Raw genomic sequence first — 23954 nt, forward strand, 5'->3', positions numbered from 1 at the left:
GGAATCGGCGAGGGACCGGGCCGCCGTTCAGATCTGCATGCGCATGATCTCCTCGTAGGCGGAGATCATGCGGTCGCGCACCGCCACCATGGTCTGCAGGGCGGTCTCGCTCTCGGCCACCGCGGTGACCACGTCCACGACATTGGCCTTGCCGGCGGCGGCCGAGACGGCCTGCGTGTCGGCCCGCCGGCCGGCATCGCCGACGCTGTCCAGGGTCTGCCCGAGGAGCTGCATGAAGTCGCTGCCGGTCCCGGTCGTCGGCTGGACCCGGGGCGCGGGCCGGCCGCCGGCGAGGCCCTGAACGGCCGCGTAGGCACCCGCCGCGAAGTTGCTCGAAGCCATCGCCATGCGTCCTTGCTATGCGTCCTGCAGGCTCACTTCAGGATGCCGAGGGTCTGTGCCAGCATCTTGCGGGTGGCGCTGATCATGTTGAGGTTCGCCTCGTAGGAGCGCTGGGCCTCGCGCAGGTCCATGTTCTCGATCTGCGCATTGACGTTGGGCATCTGCACCACGCCCTGGGCGTCGGCCGCGGGATTGCCCGGCTCGTACTTCGTCCGGAAGGCCGACGGGTCGCGCCTGACGCGCCCGGCCTCGACGAGCCGCGCGCCGGTCTCGTCGTCGAGATGGCTGGTGAAGGTCGGGATCTTGCGCCGGTAGGGCTGCGCCCCGGCAGAGGCCGGCGCGGAATCGGCGTTGGCGATGTTCTCGGCGATGATCCGCATCCGGCCGGACTGGGCCTTGAGGCCCGCCGCCGCCACCGCCAGTGACTTGGTGAATTCCATGGCTCAGGCCCCTCCTGCTGCCGTGACCGTGCGGCCGTCGGCGCTCCCCCCTCGGTCGTCGCGCATCAGCTCTTGCCGATCGCGATCTTCAGGGTGGTCAGGCTGTGCTGATAGAGCGAGGCGGCGAGTTGGTAGTCCGACTGGTTCTCGCCGGCCTTCATCATCTCGTCCTCGAGGTTGACGCCGTTGCCGCTCGGGCGGACCTCGAAGCCCTTGGCGCGCTTTGAATCGGCCCCGACCGTCTGACCGGCGGGCGCCATGTGGCCCGGGCTCGTCAGCGTCAGGCCGGTCGCGGTGGCGGCCAGCGTACCGGTCGCCCGGTCGAAGCGCGGCTCCACGAGGTCGCGGGGCTTGAACCCCGGCATGTCGGCATTGGCCACGTTCTCGGCGATCACGCCCTGGCGCGCCTGCGCCCATTGCATCCGCGTGCGCAGCATGCTCAGCACGGGCAGATCGGTGAGAGCCAAGGTCGCCTCCGGGATGGCGTGGCCGCGCCGGAACGAGCGGGCTCGGCAAAATCTGCCGTGCGCATGGTTAACGGTGCGTTAAGCCCGCGATCGGGGACGACCGGTCTGCGGATCGGCCGCGGGATCGCGGCAGCCTTTGCGGCGGACGAAGGACCGTCCGGCCTCGGATCCGCTGACCCGGCGGCTTATCCCCGACCTACTGTCTTGATCGCGCTCAATTAAAAGGTCTGTTAACGAACTCGCAACGTAAAACCGCTGTAAAAATTGAGAGACGTTCCTCAACGTGCCTGCCGGCCCAGGCAGCAGGAATGGCCAAATCGCACTGGCTGCCTTCGTCTCGCTCCGAACGCCCCCTCGTCAGCCCATGATCGTAAAGACTGCCGTGGCCTCCGCCTGCGGTTCCATGCCTCCGATCCGCAGCCGCATCGTCACATCGCCTGCAATCAGGTACTTTGCTCGCGGATAGTCTGGATCTACGGCCTGGCTATTTTTCTTTATGAAGTCAGCGACCAGCACTACTGAACAAGAGCGACTTGGAACGTCAAAGAAAAACGGTATTTTACGACGAGATCTCGCGCTGGGTGGTGAAACAAAATCCACCTCCTGGAGGCTTGACGTTGTAAATTCAAGCCATGGAGATGCGAAGTGTGGCGAGCCTGGCTCTGGCGCTGTCCATACTAGTCCGGCCAATACCCTCGGAATACCATCGGCTCGCAAATGGAAGAGCGCGGGCGGATGAAAGGTCGCGTGGGGCCGATCGACAACGTTTTCGGGGCCTTCAAGGGGGTTGCCCTCGTGATCAATTCGTCGGACCCGAAAATTAGGATCCGCAGTTCCAACGACTATCGAAAGATCTCTAAGTATCGTCACATAAAATACGGTAGCCTCCAGGCCGCCGTGTCGAGCTATAATTCGGATTTCGGTCTTCCGTTCGCGATTGCCGGTGACAAATTTAGGTGAACTCACAGGTGTCATGGCTCTTTTCGGTCTGCGGGGCCATGCCCTTGATCATGGCTATCCCACTGACATGAGACTACGAACCATGAACGTCCGGTAAGGCCGTCTGTGGCGGGACCATGCCATTCGGCGTGTTGGCACACATGTACTCGGATAGTGGCGCGCCTGCCGACACATCGTCCGCGTCTACGATGCCCCCTCCCCTGAGCGCATGCCGGCGTGACAGGCGGGGCGGAAATGCAGATCCGTCAAAGGCCCGTCAGACTTTCGGGCCTCGGAAACCCTCTTCGAGCCGGGCTCGGAGTCTGACGGCGCCGACCCTACGCGATCCGCGACAGGCCCCGGTTCTCGAACAGCAGGTTGAGCGCCTCGACGAACAGATCCTGCATCGCGGCGTCCTCAGTCGCCGCGAGCATCCGGAGCTGGCGATGCGCCGCCTCGTCGACGAACGCGGTAACGTTCCGCTTCCCCTCGCGCGTCTTGGCCTTGGCGGGACGCGCCTGCGTGGGTGCCGCCGGCGCTACGGGGGCAACAGGCGCCTCGGCCGCCGGCATCGGCTCGGTCGTCGGCTTCTTGCCCATCAGGGTCCCGCGCTTCATCCCGCTCACTCCGCCGCCAGTGTCGTCGTGTCGGCCTGTCTATCCGGCGACAAGCCGACATGCCTACACGCCCACAGCATCAGGGCCCGGGCCTCCTCGGCCGCCTTGCCGGCCGGCTCGTACTCCGTGGCGGTGCGGCCGTCGATGACGGCGTGTGAGAAGGCGATGCGGTTGTGCAGCACCACCGGCGCGATCTGCGCGCCCTCCGAGGCCAAGCCGGCGCTCGCTTCCGCCACCAGGGCGCTGCGCACTGGGGCGGCCGACAGGACGATGTAGGCGGCCTTCTTCTCGATCCGGACGAGCTCGCGCGTGGTGGCGATCGCCGCGAGGTCAAAGGCCGACGGGCGGCAGGGGATGAGCACCAGGTCGGACGCCCGGATCGCAGTGAGCGCCGCGCCATCTGCGTTCGGTGCAGTGTCGATCACCACCAGGTCGGCGCCAGCGGCACGGGCCGTGTCGAGCGTCTTGCCCAGACGGGCCGGCTGGATCGACACGACCTCGGGCTCCTCGGCCGTGCGATCGTCTGCCCACTGCGCCGCGCTGGCCTGCGGATCCATGTCGACGATCGCCACGCTGAGGCCCGCAGCCTGCGCTGCGACTGCGAGGTGGACGGCGATCGTCGTCTTACCCGCACCGCCCTTCTGGCTAACCACCGAAATTGTCCGCATGTCGGCATGTCCGTTTGTCGGCCTGTCGGCCTGCCTACACGTAGGTTCTTCGTCAGACCTTAAGCGTTCGTGTACGTGGGGCGATAGGGCCGCATGGACGCCGATCTGCGATGATCTAGACCGTTGGCAGATCGGCGACCTGACATTTTCGGATGCCGAATTGTGGCGCCTTCCGGCAAGCGGTGGACCCTCGAAGCTGGTATGACGGCTGAGGTTCGCGCCCTCGTGTGACTGTACAATCAGGCTCCAGAAGCCGTCCGGCGCTCAACTGTTGGGCTGCACGGGATCACACGGCCGTCCCAGTTGCGAGGCCTCACGTCGGATTATCACGACCGGCGAGCGGCCAGATGGTTCGTTCCGTCTCAGAAAGGGGGATTACCGTACCAGAGTGTCGCGCAAGGCAGCAGGTGTGGCCGCAATGTGATAGCCTGTTAAGATCGCGTTTTCTAAATCCCTCGCAAAGTCCGCAACGACCATGGCGGGGGTCATTTCAGTGATTCGGAAGTATAGCGACACAAAGGATACGACCGGATCCTGTGATCCTATGGCCGGTGCAGACGCTGGAACGCGTCGGCACGGCCCCGTGCGACTGGGATTGCTGGTCGGCAGCTCGCTCGCTACGCTCGCCCTGGCTCTCGGACCTGTGGCGGCGCAGACCGTTCCAGCGCGTTCGCCCTCGACCTTGGATGCCTTCGGCGTTCCGTTGACGGCGGCACAGTTCGACACGTCCGAATATCGAGTTGATTGGGGCTCAGCGAAGATTAACGCCTCAACCGCCTATGCACGTGGTTTCACCGGCCTGGGCGTCATGGTGGCCGTGGTAGATAGCGGGATCGATCCTAATCATCCGGAATTTTATAATGCTATTTCACCCCTGTCGCGCAATTTTGTCACTGGATATCAACCCTATCCGCTTTTCGACACAGACGCGAACAACAATCACGGCACGCATGTTTCCGGAACTATTGGCGCAGGACGCAATGGTTATGGGATGATGGGTGTTGCTTTCGACAGTACTATTTTGTCACTTCCAACCGCATTCCAAGAAACGGAAACATCTGCAGCCATCAACTATGCCGCAGCGGCCGGGGCAAGAGTTCTCAATGGCAGCTACGGCCCCGGTTATTCGAAACCATTCAATCCCGATGGAACCGTAAATTATGGCTATCACCATCTAGACTCTCAAGAATATGACCGGGATTCCTCAAATTTGGATTACTATGCGATTGTAAATGCCACCAAGAAGGACGTTCTGCTAGTATTTGCGGCGGGTAATGACGGTATCTACCAGCCAAAATTGGCAGCAAATCCGGAAGGCAATGCTTTGCTGCCATTCATCAAACCGTCAAACAGCGGGAGCAATATATATACTTTTGAAGACAGCAATGGAGCAAAAGTTACTAGTTCGGTCGATTATTCTGGAATTGGCGGATACATTGTGGCGGTTATAGCCACAGATAAGAATAACAATCTTGCGGATTTCAGCAATCGATGTGGCGTGGCCGCTAGCTGGTGCTTGGCAGCTCCGGGCGTCGATATCGTTTCGACCGCAGAGGGTGGTTATAGGATACTGAGTGGCACATCGATGGCTGCACCGCATGTATCCGGCGCGGCTGCTGTCCTGCGTCAGGCGTTTCCGTTCCTAACGGCGCCGCAGATCGCCCAGACCATGTTCACCACCGCCACCCACCTTGGTGACGGACCCGCCGACAGGCCGAACAACGTCTTCGGCTGGGGCCTGCTCAACCTCGGCAAGGCCATCGACGGGCCCGGCCAGTTCACCTCCGACTGGACCGTCAACACCACCTACAACGGACAGGCCTATTACGGCCGCTTCGCCAACGACATCTCCGGCGTCGGCGGACTGACCAAAACCGGCCTCGGCACCCTCGAGCTCGCCGGAAGAGATACCTATGCCGGGCCGACCACCGTCGCCGGCGGTACCCTGATCCTGTCCGCCACCGGCAGCCTGACCTCGCCGGTCTCTGTCCAGGGCGCCGGCACCTACATCAACGCCGGATGGACTCAGAGCACCGTCAGCAATGCCGGCCTCCTGATCAACACCGGCACCGTCTCCGGCACCCTGACTAATGCCGGCTTGGCGCTCAATAGCGGCACCTTCGGCGGTGGCGTTGCCAACACCGGCCTCCTCGCCACCAGCGGCACGATCAGCGGCGGCCTGACCAATGCCGGCACCGTGCTGGCCAGCGCCGGCCGCATCGACGGCGCCATCGCCAACAATGCCGGCCTGCTCGCCGTGTCCGGATCCGTGGCCAGCGCCGGCCCCTTCGCCAACGCCGCCGGCGCGACGCTCGCCGTCACCACGGGCGGCAGCTACAGCCTCGCCGGCCCCCTCGCCAATGCCGGCCTCGTCGCCGTCGCCCAGAGCGCCAGCCTCACCGCCTCCGGCGGCCTCAGCAATGCCGGCCTCGTCGCCAGCGACGGCACCCTCACCGCCGACCTGACCAACACCGGCATCGCCCGCCTGTCCGGCCAGTTCAACGGCACGCTCACCAACACCGGCCTCGTGCAGATCACCGGCCCGCTCGCCGGGCTCACCGGCCTGACCAACACCGGCGCCCTCGACCTCGGCGGCACCGCCCTCACGCTCACCGACCTCGCCGGCCCGGCCTCCGCCGTCCTGGGCAACGGCGCCCTCACGGTCTCCAATGCGGCCGCCTCCACCTACGCCGGCGCCATCCTGGAGACCGCGAGCCCGACCAGCCTGACCAAGGCCGGCCCCGGCACGCTCCTGCTCACCGGCCCCGGCCTCTTCTCCGGCCCGACCACCGTCCAGGCCGGCACGCTCTCCCTCAACGGGCTCTGGACCTCGCCGGTCACGGTCGCGGCCGCCGGCACCCTGCGCGGCATCGGCACCGTCGCGGCCCCGGTCACGGTCGCGGGCGCCCTGCGGCCGGGCAACTCCCCCGGCACGCTCACCGTGCTCGGCCCGGTGGCGTTCGCCCCCGGCAGCAGCCTCGGCCTCGACATCGACGGACCGGGCACCGGCACCGGCGCGGGCAGCTACGCCCGCCTGCTGGCGCTCGGCCCGACCGGCACGGTCTCGGCCAACGGCACCCTGGTGCCGGAGCTGCGCGGCATCACCGGCAACGCCACGAACAGCTTCACCCCCGCCCTCGGCCAGCGCTTCGGCGTGCTCACCGCGCAGGCCGGGCTGTCGGGCTCGTTCAGCGGGCTCACCCAGCCGGCAGCGGGCCTGCCGGCGGGCACGCGCCTCGACGCGCTGTACGCCGCCACCGGCCTCGACCTCGTGGTCACGCCGGCCGCCTACGGCAACCTCGCAGGCCTCGGCCTCGCCCAGACCGGCAACGCCCGGGCCGTGGGCGCGGCCCTCGACCTCGCCCGCCCGGCCGCCGGCACGCGGCCGGACGCGGCGCGGGCGCGGGTGTTCGACCCGCTCTACGCGGCCGGCCCGGCGACGCTGCCGGGCGGCCTGGCGAGCCTGTCGGGCCAGAGCTACGGCGACGCGGTGATGACCGACCTCGCCGCGCGCCGACTGCTCTCCGACACGATCGACCGGCACCAGCGCGGGCTGGGCGGGGGCGCGGGCGCGTTCAGCGCGGGCGATCCGGGCCCGGGCCCGAACCGCACGGCGCTGCAGGTGCGCGGCGGCGCCGGGGCGGCGGCGGCGCCGCTGGCGGTGGGCGAGGGCCGGGTCTGGGCCGACGCGCTGTACGGGTTCGGCGCGCGCGCGGGCGACCGGGCTGCGGCGGGCGCCGGGTTCGACGCGGGCGGGCTGCTGATGGGCGTCGACCGTCAGGTCGGGGCGGACACCCAGGTGGGCGCGGCGTTCAGCTACCTGCGCGAGGGCGGCACGTCGCGGGGCGCGGGGCTTGGCCGGTTCACCACCGACAGCTACGGCGGCACGCTGTACGCGAGCACGCGGCTCGGCGCCGTGGTGCTGCGCGGCACGGCGGGGGTGTCGTACGCCGACGGCCGGGTCGACCGGACGGTGGCGCTGGGCGCGGCGGTGTCGCAGGCGTCCGGGCTGTCGTCGGGCTGGAACGGCGGGGTGTCGGGCTTTGCCGGCTACACACTGGCGGTGGGCCTGCCCGTCGACCTCGTGCCGGAGGTGGGCTTCAGCTACGACCGGCTGACGCGGGGCCGGGTGTCCGAGCGGGGCGGTCTGGTCAACCAGGGCTTCGGCGGCCAGGGGTTCGCGGTGGCGGATCTCGACGCGGCGCGCAGCCTCGTCGGCGGGCGCGTGACGAGCTGGGCGTTCGCGGGCGTCCCGGACCTGCGGCTGGAGGGCCGGGCGTACTGGGCGCACGAGCTGGCCGACACGGCGGCGGTGATCCGCTCCAACCTGTTCGGGGCGGGGTTCCTGAGCCGGACGAGCGCGCTGGGCCGGGACGGCGCGGTCCTCGGGGTGAGCCTGACGGGGGCGGTCGCCGAGGGCGTGCAGCTGTCAGTAGGCTACACGGGCGATGTCCGCCCGGGCGCCACTGCGCAGGTGTTCTCAGCGGGCCTCCAGGCCGCCTGGTGAGATCTCGATTGGCGCGCGTCCCGCAAGCCGAAATGCGCGCCGACTTTTCGGTTGAGTCTGCGCGGGCGTACTCCACAGTCCATATCACCGCGCGGGCGCGGCCGGTGAGGAGACCGTGATCGATGCTCCCGGATCTTGCCGGTGAAGCTCCCGACACGAATTACTCCGGGTAGGCATCGACCGCACGGCCGTCCGGCTGGTCCGACAAACTCCGCTGCCTGAGAACAGACTGACGAGCGGTTCCGATGTGCGTACGAGCCTATCCCCGTGCCGATATCGACGAGCGGGATCCGACCCGAGCCCGTGACGAGCTGGCGGCGTTCGCGGCGGCGCACGGCCGGACGGTTGCGGCCTGGTATGTCGAGAACGCGTCTAGCGCAAAGCTGGAACCGTCCGCGCTATCGCGGCTTCTGGCAGACAGTCAGCCCGGAGATGTTCTCCTGCTCGCCGGAGTGGATCAGCTGTCGCGCTTGAGCGAGGACGACTGGGTCTCGCTCAAGAGTCAGATCGGCGCGCGAGGGCTTCGCATCGTCTCGGTGGATCTGCCGACCTCCCACCGGATCCTGGAGGACATTCGACCGGACGATGGCACGAAACGTCTGTTCGCTGCGGTCAACGCCATGCTGATCGACGCGATCGAGGCGGGCGCGCGGAAAGACGACAAGGATCGCCGTCGTCGTCAGGCTGAAGGGCAGGCCCGTGCCAGGGCGCAAGGGCGCAGCCTGGGCCGACCCGAGAACGTGGAGCGGAACGCGATTATCGCCGCCCTTCTACGGAAGGGAATGAGCTGGTCGCAGGTGCGGACTGCAACGGGTTGCAGTCGCTTCACAGTCGCGAAAGTGGCGCGGGCCGCTCAATCGCGTTCCGTCGAAGCCTAATCGAGACCGTATCCAGCACGATACGAGGATCAGCGATTACTGACCAGTCTCCACTTGAACTTCGATCAAAGCGGCGCAGTGTGTCCCTGCCGAGGGAGAAAACCCGATCCGAGATTGTTTGCGATCCGCTGCCTTTCGCTTTTGTGCGGTTTCATATCTCTTAGGACGATGTTACGCGAATGGCCGGTCGAGATGGCGGTCGGACGTCAGCCCTTGATCCGCAAGCGGACGTTCCCGAAGCGACCCAATCCAGCCGCCTGGACCGCCATCGCAATTCCCAGAAGCGGCCGTTCGTCAGCCCTCCGGCAACTTCGGCTCGGGTTGGTAAGCCGTCATCGGGCCGCTGCCCCAAAGCCGACATTTACACTGGCTTCTCTCACCGAGATTTCAGGAGCGACCTATGGCAAGCGCCACACGCATTCCCGCCGACAAGCTGCTGGACTTCGCCAGCGCAGTCTATGCTGCGGTCGGCATGCCGGAGCCCGATGCGCGGCTCGCCGCCGACACACTCGTCCAAGCCGACCTATGGGGGCACCAATCGCACGGGGTCATGCGGCTGTCATGGTACACCGCCCGGTTGAAGGCGAGGGTTTGCGCCCCGATCGCGCAGCCCGAAATGGTCGTTGATGCCGGCGGCCTCACCGTGATCGACGGTCACGACGGCATGGGCCAAGTGCTCACCGCCCACGCGATGCGGGAGGCGATCCGGCGGGCGAAGGCGCACGGGGTCAGCGCCGTAGCCCTGCGCAATTCCGGCCATTTCGGCACCGCCCTGTACTTCACGCTGATGGCCGCGCGGGAAGGCTGCGTGGCGTTTCTTTCGACCAATGCCAGCCCGGCGATGGCGCCATGGGGCGGCCGCCAGAAGACGGTGGGCACCAACCCGTGGTCCTGGGCCTGCCCGGCCGGCTCGCACGCGCCGATGGCGCTCGACATAGCCAATACCGGGGTGGCCCGAGGCAAGGTCTACCTCGCCAAGCAGAAGGGACAGCTGATCCCGGAAGGGTGGGCCCTCGACGCGTCCGGCGCGCCGACCACCGACCCGGCGGCGGCCATCGACGGGATCATCCTGCCGATGGCCCAGCACAAGGGCTACGCCATCGCGCTGATGATGGACATGCTCTCGGGCGTGCTCACCGGCAGCGCCTTCGGGCCGCGGGTGACCGGCCCCTATCAGACCGAGCACCGCAGCGGGGCGGGGCAGTTGATGATCGCGATCGACATCGCCCAGATCCAGCCGCTGGCGGAGTTCAACACGCGCATGGACCAACTGATCGCTGACTTGAAGTCCGTGCCGCTGGCGCAGGGGTTCGATGAGGTCTTCTATCCAGGCGAGATCGAGGCACGCAACGACGCGCGGAATCGTACCGACGGCTTGGTCCTCCCCGAGGACACGCTGGCCGACCTTAACCGGCTCGCTGTGGAGACCCGGATCAAGCCTAATTGGTAAGGCGGCAACCTGCCTCCGCCGTGCAAACATTCTCATCCATGCACGCCGACGAGCGGTTGTTCGTTCCTGCGGCAGGCTTTCCTCAGAGTGGACGAGCGGTTCTCGGCTAGCTCTCGCTGGACGTCGAACACCTGCTCTTTAAATTTTATGCTCGAAGCCGATAGGTGTGAATGCACCTTAAGCGGTCTACCTGCTTCGAACCCAACTCTGCAGTTCCGATCGCCGCAGACGCTTTCCGTAAGCGGGCATGTGTCGGCCGCTCAATGCGCTTACACGAGGTTCTGCTCGACCCGCAGGTTCCTGTCGATCCAAGCTTCGATGTCCGTGACCGCGATGGACTGTCGCTCATTGAACGTCCCGGCCTTGTCCCAGGAGTAGCCCCGGCCCATGGCGAAGGCTGCCCGGTACTTGCGCATCATGTTCTTCGGATCGCTCGCCAACTCTTCCTTCAGGAAGGGCACGCTCCACTCTGAACGCCGGAATGGACGCTTGAGTCCGGCCTCCAGCTTCTCGGCGACCTCGCCATATGTGACGGTGTCGCCCGCCAGATAGACGATCTCGTTGCGGATGGTCGGTTCGAAGAACACGATTTCCGCGGTCAGCTTCCCGATGTCGTCCGGGGTTGTCAGCGTCACCGCCGTGTCGAGGCTGCCGAGCGCGTGGACCTCGGAGTTCTCCAGGTCGACGACGCCGAATTCCGGCTCGAACAGGTAGCTCATGAACATGCCGGTGGAGATGATTACCCAGTCGGTCTTGTCCTGCGAGCGCAGGAGCTCGCGCACGTCCAACTGCGCGTCGAAAATGTCCTGCGGGCTGCCGCGTCCGATGGCCTCGAAGTCGACACCGAACTGCCAGGGGAAGTAGCGGGGGATGCCCGCCTGCAGCGCCGCCCTCGCGAGCTTCATGGGGGTGTCGACGCCGGCGGCGTAGCCCGCGCAGCCGATGACGGTGTCGTAGCGGGCGAACATCCCGGCCAACTCGTCGACCGAACTCCCCACCAGGTCGCCCGGGACGAGCTCGATGCCGAGGCCCCGGAGCTCGCCGACGTCACGGCGCTTTTCGGGCGCGTCGGATCCGATGGTGCCGGCGCGCAGCAGCACGCTGATCTTGGCCCCGTCGATATCCTTGGCGCGCCGCGCCAGGTTGCGCAGGATCGGCATGCCGAGCTCGCCCGCACCCAGCACAAGGATGTTACGGGACTTCACGGCGGGCCTTGCATCACTCATCGTTCCAACTCGTTCAGCGCTGATCGCCGACAGGATCTGTCAGCTCGCAACCGAGAGCGAAAGAACGGCACATGCATGATACCGCGGTCAGGTCGCTGAGCTCGGACGACGTCCTCAGGTACTCGCAGACCGTTTGCGATGGCCTCAGGGACGACGACGACGGCGTCCGGCGAGAGGTCCTCGCCCATGCCGGCAACCGCTGGTCGCTCGGTGTCATCCATACGCTGGGTGTGTACGGGCAGCTGCGCCATACGGAGATCGGGCGGCGCATGCACGGTGTCACGCAGCGCATGCTGACGCGCACCCTCCGGCACCTGGAACGTGACGGGTTGGTAGTTCGCCACGATTTTGAGGAGATCGTCCCTCACGTCGAGTATGCGCTGTCCGACACCGGTCTGGAGTTGCTGGTTCGGATGGTCCCGCTGTGGACCTGGATCGTCGAGAACGCGGACAAGTTTCGGACGTCCAGAAAAGCGTTCGACCGAGTCCACCCTGACGAGAAGCCGTAGTCGGAACGAAAAGCTCAGGGACCGATACCTTCACCGCCGTCCGGTATCATAGCCTAAAGCTCTGTAAGCGGACGGACCGAAAACCACCCACAGCGGTCACCCAAGCATCCTGTGACGGTTCAAGCGTAGGCGACTGGCAACTCGCCTACCTGAGTCGTGTAGCGCGGCGTGCGCATCTCGAACTTCGTGTTCCAGTCGCGCCGGCTCACTAGCCCCGCGCGCGCCGGCACCACCGCGCCGCGGCCCCAGCGCGCGTTGCACGCGTCCATCGCCGCCATCAGCGGGCCCGACTTCTCGCGGTCGAGCGCGCCGATCAGCGCCCGCGGGCTGAGCGACAGCGGCACGAGCTCGTTCGTGACGATCCCGGCCTTGCTGTACCGCCACGGCCGCTCGCCCGGATCGCGCCAAGTCCGCGCCACCCCGTGCCGCGCGGCCTTGATCAGCGCCAGCGTGTCCGAGCTGTGCTCCGGCAGCTGCACCGTCGTCGAGACCGAGCGCATCGGCTCGTCTCGGTCGTGCTCGCTCGTGTGGTAGAAGACCGTGACGTGGTTGGTGCCCAGCCCCTCGCGTCGCAGCTTCTCCCCAAGCCGCGTGGCGTGCGCCGCCACCGCCTCCTCCAGCACCGCCCGCTCGGTGATCCGGCCGGAGAACGAGCGCGTCACCGCGCAGCCCTTCCGTCGGGCCGGCACCATCTCCAGCGGCAGGCAAGCCGCGCCGCGTAGCTCGTAGATGATCCGCTCGCCCACCACGGTCAGGCCCTTGCGCACCGGCCGCGGGTCGAGGTCGCGCAGGTCCGCCACGCTCTCGACGCCCATCGCCTGGAGCTTGGCGAGCGAGGCCCGGCCGATGCCCCAGACCTCGGCGACGTCGATCCGGCACAGCCAGTGCGCGTAGGCTGCCGGATCGGTCAGGTCGCAGACGCCCTCCAGCACCGGCACGGTCTTGGCGATGTGGTTGGCGAGCTTGGCCAGCGTCTTGGTCGGGCCAATGCCGACGCAGGTCGGGATCCCGGTCCAGGCCCGCACCGTGGCGCGCAGGTCCCGCGCGAGCTCGACCCTCAGGGCCGGCGCGACGTCCGAGAGGTTCAGGAAGCTCTCGTCGATGGAGTAGATCTCCACCTGCGGGCTGAACTGCCGGTAGACCGCGTTGGTCCGCCCCGACATGTCGCCGTAGAGGGTGTAGTTCGACGAGAACACCCGCACGCCCTGCGTCCGGCACAGGTCGCGGATCTTGAAGTACGGGTCGCCCATCTTGATGCCGAGCGCCTTGGCCTCGCTGGTGCGGGCGATGGCGCAGCCGTCGTTGTTCGAGAGCACGATCACCGGCACCGCGGCGAGCTTCGGATCGAACACGCGCTCGCACGAGCAGTAGAAGCTGTTGCCGTCGATCAGCGCCACGGCGCGGCCGCCGCCGATGCGGTCGCGCCGGCGGGCCTCGGGCGTGCTCACGACAGCTGCCCGCGGGCGACGTGCCAGCGGATCGAGAAGCGGACCACGCCCCAGATCACGCCCTCGCCGAGCTCGTCGACCGCGAAGGCGGGCAGGTCCGGGTTGCAGAAGGCGAGCCGGGCGACGTTGCCGTCGATCACGAGGCGTTTGCAGCTCATCTGGCCGTCGATCGCCGCGACGACGATGCTGCCGTGGCCCGCCTTGAGGCTGCGGTCGACGCAGGCGAGGTCGCGGTCGTAGATGCCAGCGCCCTCCATGGACGAGCCGGCAATGCGCCATAGGAAGGTGGCGGGCGGGTTGGGTACTAGCCAGCGGGGCAGCTCGAGCGCGCCTTCCAGGAAGTCGTCGGCGGGCGATGGGAAGCCGGCGCACAGGGCCTGGCCGATCAGCGGCACGCGGATGGCGTCGGGGCCGTGGATCAGTAGCTCGTCGACCCGATTGAGGTGCACCCGCGGCTCCGCCGTGCTAGAACAAATACGGAACAAAGCTGATGGGCGAGCCGGGTTCAATCCGCGCACGGAATGTTTCTCTCGCGGCAGTGGACGAATGTGAACTCGGATCGAAAATCTTAGGTGGCACCACGCCTTAAGCGCCTTGCGCGGTCGGCGGCGAGTGTTTGACATGTCGGGACGGGAAGGAGACGGCGATGGCGATGAGGACGGCGTTCGTGGTGCAGCCCTTCGAGGCGCACCGGAAGCGGCTGCGGCCGGCCGGGCAGGAGCCGGCGCAGACCGAGAGCGGAGCGGTGAAGAAGGCTGAGAACCTGGCCAAGCGGATGCCGGGCGCGGCGGCGCTGAAGGTGGTGGCCGACGACGAGACCGGCGAGCTGGAGGGCGTCACGATCCTCGGCCAGTGGGGCGAGATCCCCGACGACTTCGCCGAGAGCCTGCAGGGCTGATTGTCAGCCGCGCTCCTTGGCCGCGAACTCCCAGATCGGCGGGCCCCAGGTCTGACCCGGCTTCGTCCGGTAGCCGGAGAACCGGTCGAACACGATCCGGTCCGGCTCGACGCCGACGACCCGGCTGTCGTTGACCATCAGCGCGCCAGCATACTCGACGCGCAGGAAGCCGTGCTCGGGATGAACGCCAAACAGTTGCGGCGCGGTCCACCCAAGTCGGTGCGCCTCGACCCCGTGCTCGTCGACGAAGGTCAGCGCGTTCGCCCGCATCGCCGCCCACCGCGCTGGGGTCAGATACCGGCAGGGCGACGCGTGCTCGGACAGACGCTCGATCTGGTCGCGCCAGGAGGCGACGGCGGGCGGAAGGTCGGACATCCCGACTTCGTAAGGTGCCCCACAAGCTCCCGCTATGCGTGGACGAAGGCGGGAGGTATGCAACCGCTGAGGCGGCTGCCGACCTGAGAGGTCATTGAAGGCAGAATGAGTGCGACGAAATTTCGGGAACGGAGGAAGGCTCGTCTACTTCGCGAGCATCCAACATGCATTTTCTGCGGAGGGATGCGTCCGACCGTCACCCTGGACCATGTTCCGCCGCGAGCTTCTTTCCCGCGAGGCTATCATCCCGAGGACTTTGATTTTCCGGCCTGTGAAGAATGCAACCAGTCAACGCGTCATTTCGATCAGATTTTTTCTTTGTATGCGATGCTATCTGACCATGATGAGGCAAATCACTCGCAAGAGGACTTGCGACGCCTGACATCTGGTATCGCTAACAACTATCCCAAAGCGCTACCCAAGATCGATCTGCCAGTCAGGACGAAACGCATTGGCTTGAAGAAGATGGGACTGAAAAAGCCGGAGGGGGAGCTTTATAAGGATCTCCCACTAGCAGGTGTGCCAATTGTGTTCGGCGAGGCGGCTAAAATTGTAGCACGAAAACTCGCATGCGCTGTGTTTTTCAAGGAGTTCGGCCAGACGCTCCCAGAAGGACAGCAGATTGTATCGAGTTGGCATCACAGCTTTGATCCGAGATCACATTCTTTCATCGCGTATTTCAATGATCGCATGCAGGGCTATCGCAACCCAACGCGTGGAACGGTCAAGAACTATGGCAATAGGTTCGCTTACAAATTTGCATATAACGAAGCCGAGAATTTCTTTGGGATCGCCGCTCAACTCGGAAAAGGTTTGTTCCTTTGGTCGCTAGCTGCTCGCTCGGAGCTAGAGATAAAGCCGACCGACCTAAACGATGTATGGAGTGTCGGGCAGCCATGGGTGTCCAATCGAGCTGCGGTTCTTCTAGAAGATTGTAGATAACTCGCACCCCGCAGCGTCGGCCACTGGCACGAAAAAACCGCCGCGGCCGGAGCCGGGCGGTTCAGTGTAGTTGCGTTCACGGGATGTAGACGGCGGCGAGGTGCGGCTTAATCCAGCCGCCCTCTGAAACGATGAAAGGCGCCCCGGCCGAAGCCAGGGCGCCACGTCGAGATGATCGGCGCTCGGCGCGCCTATGTTGCAAAAGTCAGCGCCGTGCTGGCGTACGGGCATCCCGCTCCAGCTCGTCGATCCGGCGCTGCATGCCCTGGATGGTGTCGCGGGGCGTGTTGAGGTCGTAGAGCCCCTGCCGGTTCTGGTCGGATTGGCGCTGCAAATCGGCATCGCGGGCGCGCTGGGCGGCCCACATCTGCTCGTGCTCGCCGCGCGGGACCAACTGTTTAGTGATCGTGTCGAGGTCGCGCTCGACGCGCTCGACCCGGGCATCGGTCAGACGCTGGAGATCGTCCCGACGCTGCGACACGACAGCGAAGCGGGTGTCGAGGTCCTGACGCGGCACGTAGGCCTCGGTGCGCGCCTCCACCTTGGCGATCGCGCCCTCGAGGCGGCCGTTATTTGAATTGACCCACGTGAAGAACATGCCGCCGGCGACCGTGCACACGGCGAGCATGATGTTCACCGGCGCCCAGTTGATCGAGCTGCGGGTCTTCAGGTCGCTCCGGATGTCCTGCATCACCGAGCGGATGTCGGAGACGGCGGTCTCCAGGATCCCGAGCCGCGTATCCGTATCCCGCGGCTGCATCTGCATTTGCTGGGTCTGCTGAAGCTGCTGCGTCATGATCCTGGCCCCCAAGGCCGGCGAGCCGCGCGCCGGTGTTCCGGTCGCGCGGGATGAGGCCCGGTCCCGCGTGCGCGAGGGGCCGAATGTTGGGGTGGAAAGCCCGTGAAACTTTCACGGGCTTCGGATGCCGGTCAGGGCCTGGCGAAGTCGTGCCGCACGGCCTCGATCCAGGCGAGCGCCCGACCGCCACAGGCTGCCTTCGACCGGTCGAGCACCTTGGCCCGGCCGATGATGCGCACGACGTCGCCCCGGGTGAGCGATCGATCCGGGATATTCGGGAAGGCCTGCCGCAGGCACGCATCCACGCCCTCGGGCGGCGGTGGCAGCGTCACCCGGATATCGGCCGGCGCGAGCGGATCGATCGCCGGCGGCGCGACCCTAAAGCTGGCGCAGCCGGTGAGACCAAAGCCGAGGCAGGCACACGCCATCGCGGCGCGGATCACGGGCGAGCGCATCGGTCAGTTCCTTGATCTTGGAGAGGTCGGCTTGGCGGTCAGCTTGGTCACGGGCCCGCAGCTCGACCGCCTCGCGGGTGATCGCCTCGGCCCTCTCCGCGCGCAGCTGCTCGGCCTTCAGCGCCACGGCGTGATCGTGGACGAGCATGCGCTGCGCGCCGTCGGCCACCGCGACCTGCCAGCAGAAGGCGAAGGCCGCGACGCCGGCGGCTGCCGTCCCGGCGACGAGGCGCAGGCGCGCGGGTAGGACGATCCGCCCGACCACCAGGATGGTGAGGGCGGCGCCGAGGATCTTCAGCGTCACCGGCGAGATCGCGGCCCAGACGAGGGACGCGATCGCCAGCAGGATGCCGGTCCAGGAGAAGTCGAACATCAGGCGCGCGCTCCGGTGAGACGGGGGAAGCGGCGCGCCAGGAAGCCGGGCACGGGCCGGCCAGCATCGTCCCAGCGCGCGTAGAGGGCGTAGAGCGCCCCGGCGACGATCACGACGCCGACGATCAGCCCCAGCACGGTGCCGGCCTGGATCTGGCTGTTGGCCTGCTCCAGCTGCTCCTTGAGCTCGATCGCGTTGTCGATCATCAGACCCGTGCCGGAGGACGCCGCGACCGCGCCGCCCTGGATGGTGCGGCTCTTCGCGAGGTTGGCATCCTTGGCCGGGGCGGCGAGCGGCTCGGCGGCGTCGAGCGCGGCGAGCGTGTCGTCGTCGAGCTCGCCCGTGACAGGCAGGCCGGACTTCTTCTGCAGCAGCTGCACGGACGCCGTGGTCCGATCACCGTGATCGCCGTCGACCGCGCCGACCGGGTAGCGCAGCGCCTTCAGCTTCGCCTGGGCCGGGATCACCCGGAGCGCCGCCTTCGCCTTGGCGAGGTAGGCGCGGCACTCGGGCAGGCCGATGTCCCCGCCATTCACGCGGAAGCGCACGGCCGCGACGTCGTCGGCGTCGGCGAGCGCGTTGCAGTCGTTGTCCGACCAGTAGGTGAGTGCCGCGGCGATCGCGCCGGCGGGCGTACGCAGGCGGTCGGGATCGGCCTCGAACCCGGCGGCGCGGTAGTTCGTGCGGCCGGTGTTCTGGATGAGGCCGCCGCCGCGGTAGCGCCAGCCGTCGCCGGGCTTCACGTTGCCGAGCCGGCCGCCGTAGACCTTCTCGGCGAGCACCTTGGGGTTGCCCGCGTACGGCCGCGCGGCGGCGAGCGTCGGGAAGCGCTTCGGCCAGACCTCGCACAGCCGCTCGGCCGTGTAGAACAGGTTCTCCTCGAGGCGGGTCATGCCGCCGGACTCGGTCGCGAGCTGCGCGACGAAGTGGGCGATGCGCAGGGGCGTGTTGATCTCGGCGGCTGCGATCCGCTCGTCGGCCGCCACGAACGCCGCGAAGACGTCGGCGCGCACGCGCGGCGCGACCGCGGGGAGGATCCGCTTCCAGTCGGTCATCGGTCAGGTCCTCAGAAGGGGATCGAGAGGCGCAGGCGCAGCGGCGCGAGCTCGTCGAGCTCGAGGGTGCGCAGGCGGCCGGCGTCGTGGATGAGCAGGCCGTTCGGCGCGATCGGCGCCGCGGCCAGGAGGCTCGCCGCGCTCGGCCGGGGCGGCAGGTGCGGAATGCGCGGGCGGGCGGCCGCGGCTGGCGCGCCGGTCACCAGGACGGCGGCGAGCGCCGCCAGGATCCGAGCCCGCATCAGCGCGCGTCCGCGACACGCCGTCCGTGCGCCACGACCTCCACCCGCACCCGGGCGAGGCCGCAGGCGCCGAGCGCGCGGCAGGAACCGGTCGACAGGTCGATCAGCCGGCCGAGTCGACGATGGGGCCCGCGATCGTTGACCCGGACGACGATGCTCCGGCCGGTCGCGAGATGCGTCACCCGGAGCCGCGTGTTGAACGGGACGTCCCAGATCGCCGCCGTCAGGCCCATCGGCTTGAACCGCTCGCCGTTGGCCGTCAGCCCCCGCGGGTTGATGCGGAAGATCTCGCGGCCGTAGGTCGACGCGATCCCTTCCATGGCCCGGACATGGGCGGGCACGAGCAGCAGCGCGCATGCGATCGCCGCCCGCAGCGCGAGGCGCTGGAGGATCATGGTGGTCTCCGATGGATCGAAAGGGGTAGGCGGCGGGCGACAGATCGACCGCTAGAAGCGACGCCTCAGGCCTCGGGCCACGCGATGCCGTTCACCGGGAGACGGCAATGGCGGGATGGATGGCGCATCGGTGGGGCGTGCTGCGCGAGTTGCTCGCGGTGGCCCTTTTCGTGGTCGGTCTCGGAGCCACCGCGGTGTGGATCGTGTTCGGCACGTGGTTTGCCGTGATCGGGTCGGTCCGCGCGCTCCAGTTCATCATCGCCTGGCTCCGCTGAGAGCAGAGGCCGACAGGCTGCCACCGTTCCCGAAGATTTCGGGAACGGTCGGGCCTCGGGCGGTCGGCGGTTCGCCTACCGCAGCGCGGTGATGTCGAAGGCGACCGGCGCGCTGCTGGCGGATAGCGCCAGGGTAGCCTTGAACGGGACGGCGACCGTCCCGTCGGCGGTGACCAGCGGCAGGCCCATCTCCAAGCCCGCCGGGAGCTTGGCCCGGACCTCGACCTGCTCGCCAGCCTTGAGGACGTCGCCGGCCCGCGCGGGCACGAGGCCGGTCAGCGTCAGCGTGAAGGTTGCGAGCGCGGCCGCGGTCAGTAGTTTGGCCGAGGCCGTGAAATGCGCGACCTCCTCAGGCCGGCCCTCGAGCGCGGCGAGGCGGGCGAGGATCGGGGCGAGCGCGGCCGGCACGCCGAGCAGGTCGAGCACGGCGGACAGCGGCGCCATGTAGAAGCGCCCGTCCTTCAGGACCCGGATCATCTCGGTGCCGTCGAGCGGCTGGCGGTAGATCGGGGGCGCAGCCATGAGCTCAGCTCGGCAGCGCGACCGCCGTGAAGGCGGCGTCGACCTGAGCGGTCGTGGTCACGGTCCCGGCCGCGCGGCCCTCGTCGAGCTTTCGGTAGGCCGAGTAGCAGGCCTGGACCCACTGCCCCACCGCGACCGCGACGGTCTGCATCGTTTGGCTGTCGATCCCGACCCATCCCGACGCGGCCTTGAAGTCGATCGTCTTCTCGGGCTGCGCTTGGCTCAGCGCGTAGGCGCCGTCGATCAGGCCGCGGCTCTCCGCGTCCGTCTTGATCCGCATGCCGCCGATCGTGACGCCGCCGTCCCGCAGCGCCGCGTGGGCATCGGCGATGTAGGCCGCGAGGTCGACCGGCGGGGGCGCATATGCCTGGGCCTGGACGCCCGCGGCCAGGAGGCGCGCGTAGATCGCCGCGTTCGCCGGCTCGCGCGGCGGCAGCGGGCCGTAGAACCCGTTCGGGTACTCGGCGCAGAAGACGCTCCCGACCGAGCCGGTCGCGTCGGTATAGACGATGCGGTCGGTCACCGGCCTCTCTCCCGTCTCAAGAGCATAGATTGTCGTCCCAGCCGAGGCAGACGATGCCGGCATTGGCCTGGCAGGCGGCGGAGACGTTGGCGCCCTCGAAGTGCATCGTCTGCTGCCCGGTCGAGCCGCTCGCCGAGTTCGCCCCGTTATTGCTGTTGATCGGCGGCGGCGGCGCTCCGGATGACTGGCCCTGATTGTAGCCGCCGTAGGAGCTGTTCGGGGCGAGCAGCGCGATCGTATTGCTGCCCGCCGACGCGTAGGTCGCGAACAGCCCACCGATGGCGGTCGAGGGTGCGAACCCGCTGACCGCGACCGCCTGGAACGTCGGATTCGTCACGTCTCCGACCGAGCCGGAGACCACGACCGGGTAGGTGTGGCCGCCGTCGACCTTGTAGCGGGCGACCCGGCCCGTCTGGACGATCGGGATCAGGTTCTTGGAGGCATCGGTCCGCGCCCAGCTGGCGCGCGCCGCGTAGGTGTAGCCGGAGGGCAGCGTCGGCGCGGTCGCCGAGAGCGACAAGAGCCCCGCGAAGGTGCCGTCCGCCTTGGCGATGGCGTGGATCGCGTACCAAGTCGAGGCCGCGAGCGTGCCGGTGTCGAGGCCGTTGGCGCCGACCGTACCGGTGCTGATCGTCGCCGAGACGTTCTGGAGCGGCAGGCCGGCCGAGGTGCCCTTGAGCAGGACGGCCGCGGCGGCGAGCGCGATCTGGGTGCCGGCGGTAGACCCGGGCTTGACGGTCAGGCCGTTGAAGACCGCGACGTTCGGGTAGGAGGCCGCCGCTGCGACCGCGGCGTAGCCAGGGTCCGCTCCCGAGCCATTCGAGGTCAGGACTTGACCGTTCGAGCCCGGCGCGAGCAGCGCCCAGCCTGACGCGCCACGATAAAGCAGCGCGCCGCGGGTGTTGCCGAACGTGGCGTCGATCAGCGCCGAGAGGCCGACATCCTGCGGGGAGGCGGTGCCGGCGAGCAAGTTGGCCTTGAGCGTGTAGGCCGGGGCCTGGGCGAGCATGGCGTTGGTGACGCCGGCAGGGGCGATCGCGAGAACCAGGTCGCTCACGAGCGCGCCGCCGCCCTGGAGGCCGCCGCCGGCCGTCGCGGAGATCTGCCGGGCGGTCGGAACGGCGCCGAGCGTCGTCAGCGCGGTCGGCGCGTCGGCCTGCGTCAAGAGCGAACGGCCGAACGCCGTGGTGGTGAGGGCGGACAGGCTGTCCAGCGTCGCGCTCCAGGCCTGGACCGCCGAGCCGATCGTCAGCCCGAACGCCTGACGCGCGGCCGGGAGATTGGCCGCCGTGAGCACCGCCTTCATGCCGGCGACCACGTCGGTCAGCGCGGCCGCGGCCGTCGACCCGGGCGGCCCGGCCGGGCCAGCGCGAAACAGGCTCTTGCCGCCGATGAGCATGGGGGCCTCAGGACTGGGGCTGAAGGAGCGCGGCGTGGGTGATCAGCCCGTAAAAGGCGGTCACGCTCTGGCCGGTGACGGGGTCGGTGGCGATGATGTTGTGCGGGAAGGTGCCGGGCTGGCAGCGCGCCATCAGGCTGCGCGGCACCTGCATGGCGACCGTGCCGGCCGCGCCGCCATTGACGATCGTGGCGGTCGAACCGTCCGCAGGCGCCGAGGTCGCCTGCAGCGCGTAGGTCGCGGCGCCGGCCGCGATGCGCGCGCCCAGCGTGAACACGAGGCCCGTCAGGTCGACCGGCAGCGGCAGCGTCGCGATCGCGAAGGTGTCGCCGATGGCGAGCGCGGCCTGGCCGGCGACCTGTGCGAGCGTGAAGGTGACGCCGTTGGCGTAGATCGGCAGCCCGACCACGCCGCTGGCAGTCACCGTGCCGTCGGCGTCCGTGACGGTCAGGTAGGTGATCCCCGATGCGATCCCGGTGACCTTGACCACCTGGACGCCCGCGAGGTCGGCGCCGGCGTCGACCGCGGCGACCACGAGGCTGCCGACACCGATGTTCGCGGCGCTGGCGATCACGCCCCCGGGCCCGGGCGCCGCGATCAGCGGTAGCCCGTCGAGCCAGTCGGTGATCTGACTCGTGCGGAAGTTGGCTTCCTGCGCCGGGATCAGGGCGAGGTTCGACATGGGCGAGCCTCAAGCTGCGGGCGTGACGAAGCCGCCCGAGCGTTCGGGCGGCGCGGGTCGGGGTGGTGGCGGATCAGGCGATGGTCGCGTTGGAGGCGGGCCAGGCCGCGGCGATCACGTCGGCCTCGGTCTTCACGGTGCCGGCGGCGATCCCGGCAACGAGCGCGGGCAGCGCGTCGAAGGTCGCCTGGACGAAGTCGTCCACGAGGGTCGCGGCGTGGGCGAAGTCGTCGGCCTCGATCCGCGCGAATGTCGCCGGACCGGTCTGCCAGGTGACGGAGGCCGGCGGGTTCGGCTGGGCGAGCCGCATCGCCTTGCGGTCGAGCGCGCCGAGCGAGGCCTCGTCGGTGGCGAAGGCGACCGCCTGTCCCTTGATCGTGACCGTGAACCCGCCGGCGGCCAGCGCCCGCTGCCGAGCGTTGGCCAGCGCCACGAGCTGCACGGCGGTCAGCGGCGGCGCGACCGGCGCCGCGAAGGTCGCCTTGCCCGCCGCGTCCAGCGAGCAGCTCCACCCGGCCGCCACCGCGGGATCCGGACACGCGACGACGTCGGCGAGCACGTCGGCGTGGAACAGGTCGGCGAGGTGGACCTCATGGACGGTCCCCGCCTCGTCCTCCACCGTCTCCGGCAGTTCGAGGATCTCGGCCACGAGGCCGGCGCTGATACGAGCGAAGCGCTGCATGGGACGACCTCAGAAGCGAATGATGACTGCGCCCAGAGCGCCGTTGTATCCGGCGTTCGGGATCGACGAGTTCAGGGCGTTGGTCGACGCGCCACCACCGCCGCCGGGGAACTGCGCGGTGGTCTGCGCTGGGCCGCCACCGAAGGGTGCAGCGCCGCCGGCGGCGTAGGAGTTGGTCCCATCGAGATCGAGGCCGGACGCGCCCTGGAGGTTGATGTCACCGCCGGAGCCCTGGCCGCCCGCCGTCGCGCCGGCGCCGCCGCCCTGGCCGCCCGTGGCCGAGCAGAACGACCCGAACGACGTCGTGCCGCCGTTGCCGCCCGGGTTCGTGCTGTTGAAGGATCCGGCGGTGCCGACGCCCGGAGCGCCGATGGTGACCGGGATCACCTGCCCCGGGGTGACCGTGTACGTGCCGGCCGCAAAGCCGCCGCCGGCGCCGGCTGCCATGGAGCCGCCAGCGCCCCCACCGCCCGGGCCCCAGCACCCCTCGACATCGACCTGCGTGATGCCGTCCGGCACGGTCCAGTAGACGAGGCCGACGGTCATGAAGATCCGGCGAGTGCTGCCCACGATCTTGCGGTTGTTGATGACGGTCAGGCCCTTCGACCCGGCCAGCGCCTGGATCGCCTGGAGGAGCTGCGTCAGGTCGTTGTTCGTCGGCACGAGGTTCGCCGCCTGGATCACGGCGACGATCTCGCGCTGCGGGTATTCCAGGCCCTCGGCGCACGGGATCGAACCGGCGGTGTTCGTCGCCGGGTTGCCGTTGACGTAGCCAGCCGCGGGGTTCGTGGCATCGAACGGTTTGTTATAGATCACGGGCGGACGCTCCGGACGCGCGCGATCGCG

At 68.1% G+C, this 23954-nt stretch carries 29 protein-coding genes; 7 read left to right on the forward strand and 22 right to left on the reverse strand.

Annotated elements, in window-relative coordinates:
* Positions 1-27: 27 nt before the first annotated feature.
* The 6 genes from fliE to parA all read right to left on the reverse strand — a co-directional run bounded on the left by fliE (position 28) and on the right by parA (position 3473).
* The gene (fliE, locus tag ABIC70_RS23970) at positions 28-342 is read right to left on the reverse strand and encodes a flagellar hook-basal body complex protein FliE (protein ID WP_043351496.1); all 315 of its coding nucleotides are present in this window, start codon (positions 340-342) and stop codon (positions 28-30) included.
* Between the two features lie 32 nt (positions 343-374).
* Complete coding sequence (gene flgC / locus ABIC70_RS23975; protein ID WP_043351491.1) at positions 375-782, reverse strand: flagellar basal body rod protein FlgC; 408 nt, start codon at positions 780-782, stop codon at positions 375-377.
* Positions 783-847: 65 nt separating this feature from the next.
* Complete coding sequence (gene flgB / locus ABIC70_RS23980) at positions 848-1249, reverse strand: flagellar basal body rod protein FlgB (protein WP_043351493.1); 402 nt, start codon at positions 1247-1249, stop codon at positions 848-850.
* Between the two features lie 357 nt (positions 1250-1606).
* The gene (locus ABIC70_RS23985; RefSeq protein ID WP_354441442.1) at positions 1607-2224 is read right to left on the reverse strand and encodes a hypothetical protein; all 618 of its coding nucleotides are present in this window, start codon (positions 2222-2224) and stop codon (positions 1607-1609) included.
* 302 nt (positions 2225-2526) lie between these two features.
* A complete protein-coding gene (locus ABIC70_RS23990) occupies positions 2527-2805 on the reverse strand; it encodes a ribbon-helix-helix domain-containing protein (RefSeq protein ID WP_354441444.1) in 279 nt (92 codons plus the stop codon).
* A 5-nt stretch (positions 2806-2810) separates the two neighbouring features.
* A complete protein-coding gene (gene parA, locus ABIC70_RS23995; protein ID WP_354441446.1) occupies positions 2811-3473 on the reverse strand; it encodes a ParA family partition ATPase in 663 nt (220 codons plus the stop codon).
* An 808-nt stretch (positions 3474-4281) separates the two neighbouring features.
* Here parA and ABIC70_RS24000 point away from each other — a divergent pair.
* The 3 genes from ABIC70_RS24000 to ABIC70_RS24010 all read left to right on the forward strand — a co-directional run bounded on the left by ABIC70_RS24000 (position 4282) and on the right by ABIC70_RS24010 (position 10308).
* Positions 4282-7980 carry a S8 family serine peptidase gene (locus ABIC70_RS24000; protein WP_354441671.1) on the forward strand — a complete coding sequence of 1233 codons (3699 nt, stop codon included), beginning with the start codon at positions 4282-4284 and terminating at the stop codon, positions 7978-7980.
* A 245-nt stretch (positions 7981-8225) separates the two neighbouring features.
* Complete coding sequence (locus ABIC70_RS24005) at positions 8226-8858, forward strand: recombinase family protein (RefSeq protein WP_354441448.1); 633 nt, start codon at positions 8226-8228, stop codon at positions 8856-8858.
* Positions 8859-9258: 400 nt separating this feature from the next.
* The gene (locus ABIC70_RS24010; RefSeq protein ID WP_354441450.1) at positions 9259-10308 is read left to right on the forward strand and encodes an Ldh family oxidoreductase; all 1050 of its coding nucleotides are present in this window, start codon (positions 9259-9261) and stop codon (positions 10306-10308) included.
* Positions 10309-10577: 269 nt separating this feature from the next.
* On the opposite strand, the gene ABIC70_RS24015 is transcribed toward ABIC70_RS24010, so the two are convergent.
* Positions 10578-11534 carry an aromatic alcohol reductase gene (locus ABIC70_RS24015; RefSeq protein ID WP_354441452.1) on the reverse strand — a complete coding sequence of 319 codons (957 nt, stop codon included), beginning with the start codon at positions 11532-11534 and terminating at the stop codon, positions 10578-10580.
* 71 nt (positions 11535-11605) lie between these two features.
* Between ABIC70_RS24015 and ABIC70_RS24020 the strand changes: the two genes are divergently transcribed.
* Complete coding sequence (locus ABIC70_RS24020) at positions 11606-12043, forward strand: winged helix-turn-helix transcriptional regulator (protein ID WP_354441454.1); 438 nt, start codon at positions 11606-11608, stop codon at positions 12041-12043.
* Positions 12044-12162: 119 nt separating this feature from the next.
* Here ABIC70_RS24020 and ABIC70_RS24025 read toward each other — a convergent pair whose 3' ends face one another.
* Both ABIC70_RS24025 and ABIC70_RS24030 read right to left on the reverse strand, forming a co-directional pair.
* Positions 12163-13491 carry a Y-family DNA polymerase gene (locus tag ABIC70_RS24025; RefSeq protein WP_354441456.1) on the reverse strand — a complete coding sequence of 443 codons (1329 nt, stop codon included), beginning with the start codon at positions 13489-13491 and terminating at the stop codon, positions 12163-12165.
* A complete protein-coding gene (locus ABIC70_RS24030; protein ID WP_354441458.1) occupies positions 13488-13940 on the reverse strand; it encodes a LexA family protein in 453 nt (150 codons plus the stop codon). The genes ABIC70_RS24025 and ABIC70_RS24030 overlap by 4 nt, the downstream gene beginning before the upstream one ends.
* 197 nt (positions 13941-14137) lie before the next feature.
* On the opposite strand from ABIC70_RS24030, the gene ABIC70_RS24035 reads away from it, so the two are divergent.
* The gene (locus ABIC70_RS24035) at positions 14138-14389 is read left to right on the forward strand and encodes a hypothetical protein (RefSeq protein ID WP_354441460.1); all 252 of its coding nucleotides are present in this window, start codon (positions 14138-14140) and stop codon (positions 14387-14389) included.
* Positions 14390-14392: 3 nt separating this feature from the next.
* On the opposite strand, the gene ABIC70_RS24040 is transcribed toward ABIC70_RS24035, so the two are convergent.
* Positions 14393-14764 carry a hypothetical protein gene (locus ABIC70_RS24040; protein WP_354441462.1) on the reverse strand — a complete coding sequence of 124 codons (372 nt, stop codon included), beginning with the start codon at positions 14762-14764 and terminating at the stop codon, positions 14393-14395.
* A gap of 183 nt (positions 14765-14947) precedes the next feature.
* Here ABIC70_RS24040 and ABIC70_RS24045 point away from each other — a divergent pair, with 183 nt between their 5' ends.
* The gene (locus tag ABIC70_RS24045; protein ID WP_354441464.1) at positions 14948-15706 is read left to right on the forward strand and encodes a hypothetical protein; all 759 of its coding nucleotides are present in this window, start codon (positions 14948-14950) and stop codon (positions 15704-15706) included.
* A 205-nt stretch (positions 15707-15911) separates the two neighbouring features.
* Here ABIC70_RS24045 and ABIC70_RS24050 read toward each other — a convergent pair whose 3' ends face one another.
* The 6 genes from ABIC70_RS24050 to ABIC70_RS24075 form a co-directional block, all read right to left on the reverse strand.
* On the reverse strand, positions 15912-16502 hold the full coding sequence (locus ABIC70_RS24050; protein WP_354441466.1) for a hypothetical protein: 591 nt from the start codon (positions 16500-16502) through the stop codon (positions 15912-15914).
* A 134-nt stretch (positions 16503-16636) separates the two neighbouring features.
* Positions 16637-16948, reverse strand: coding sequence for a hypothetical protein (locus tag ABIC70_RS24055; protein ID WP_354441468.1), 312 nt, complete (start codon positions 16946-16948; stop codon positions 16637-16639).
* Positions 16884-17333 (reverse strand): hypothetical protein, encoded by a 450-nt coding sequence (locus tag ABIC70_RS24060; RefSeq protein ID WP_354441470.1) that lies wholly within the window; start codon positions 17331-17333, stop codon positions 16884-16886. The genes ABIC70_RS24055 and ABIC70_RS24060 overlap by 65 nt, the downstream gene beginning before the upstream one ends.
* Positions 17333-18388 carry a peptidoglycan-binding protein gene (locus ABIC70_RS24065; RefSeq protein WP_354441472.1) on the reverse strand — a complete coding sequence of 352 codons (1056 nt, stop codon included), beginning with the start codon at positions 18386-18388 and terminating at the stop codon, positions 17333-17335. Before ABIC70_RS24065 ends, ABIC70_RS24060 begins: the two co-directional genes overlap by 1 nt.
* Before the next feature lie 11 nt (positions 18389-18399).
* Positions 18400-18630, reverse strand: a complete 231-nt coding sequence (locus ABIC70_RS24070) for a hypothetical protein (RefSeq protein WP_354441474.1) — start codon at positions 18628-18630, stop codon at positions 18400-18402.
* Positions 18630-19025, reverse strand: coding sequence for a septal ring lytic transglycosylase RlpA family protein (locus tag ABIC70_RS24075; protein WP_354441476.1), 396 nt, complete (start codon positions 19023-19025; stop codon positions 18630-18632). The genes ABIC70_RS24070 and ABIC70_RS24075 overlap by 1 nt, the downstream gene beginning before the upstream one ends.
* A gap of 107 nt (positions 19026-19132) precedes the next feature.
* On the opposite strand from ABIC70_RS24075, the gene ABIC70_RS24080 reads away from it, so the two are divergent.
* On the forward strand, positions 19133-19300 hold the full coding sequence (locus ABIC70_RS24080; protein WP_354441478.1) for a hypothetical protein: 168 nt from the start codon (positions 19133-19135) through the stop codon (positions 19298-19300).
* Positions 19301-19375: 75 nt separating this feature from the next.
* Here ABIC70_RS24080 and ABIC70_RS24085 read toward each other — a convergent pair whose 3' ends face one another.
* From ABIC70_RS24085 to ABIC70_RS24110, 6 genes are all read right to left on the reverse strand, one after another.
* On the reverse strand, positions 19376-19822 hold the full coding sequence (locus ABIC70_RS24085; RefSeq protein ID WP_354441480.1) for a hypothetical protein: 447 nt from the start codon (positions 19820-19822) through the stop codon (positions 19376-19378).
* A 4-nt stretch (positions 19823-19826) separates the two neighbouring features.
* Positions 19827-20345, reverse strand: a complete 519-nt coding sequence (locus ABIC70_RS24090) for a DUF4376 domain-containing protein (protein ID WP_354441482.1) — start codon at positions 20343-20345, stop codon at positions 19827-19829.
* 16 nt (positions 20346-20361) lie between these two features.
* Positions 20362-21744: a hypothetical protein gene (locus ABIC70_RS24095; RefSeq protein WP_354441484.1), complete on the reverse strand. Its 1383-nt coding sequence runs from the start codon at positions 21742-21744 to the stop codon at positions 20362-20364.
* Positions 21745-21751: 7 nt separating this feature from the next.
* On the reverse strand, positions 21752-22426 hold the full coding sequence (locus tag ABIC70_RS24100) for a hypothetical protein (protein ID WP_354441486.1): 675 nt from the start codon (positions 22424-22426) through the stop codon (positions 21752-21754).
* Between the two features lie 73 nt (positions 22427-22499).
* Positions 22500-23108, reverse strand: coding sequence for a DUF4376 domain-containing protein (locus tag ABIC70_RS24105; RefSeq protein WP_354441488.1), 609 nt, complete (start codon positions 23106-23108; stop codon positions 22500-22502).
* Between the two features lie 9 nt (positions 23109-23117).
* Positions 23118-23924 carry a glycine-rich domain-containing protein gene (locus tag ABIC70_RS24110; protein WP_354441490.1) on the reverse strand — a complete coding sequence of 269 codons (807 nt, stop codon included), beginning with the start codon at positions 23922-23924 and terminating at the stop codon, positions 23118-23120.
* Between the last annotated feature and the right edge of the window lie 30 nt (positions 23925-23954).

Origin of the sequence: Methylobacterium sp. 1973, from assembly GCF_040545035.1 — a bacterium.
GTDB classification, from domain to species: Bacteria; Pseudomonadota; Alphaproteobacteria; order Rhizobiales; family Beijerinckiaceae; genus Methylobacterium; species Methylobacterium fujisawaense.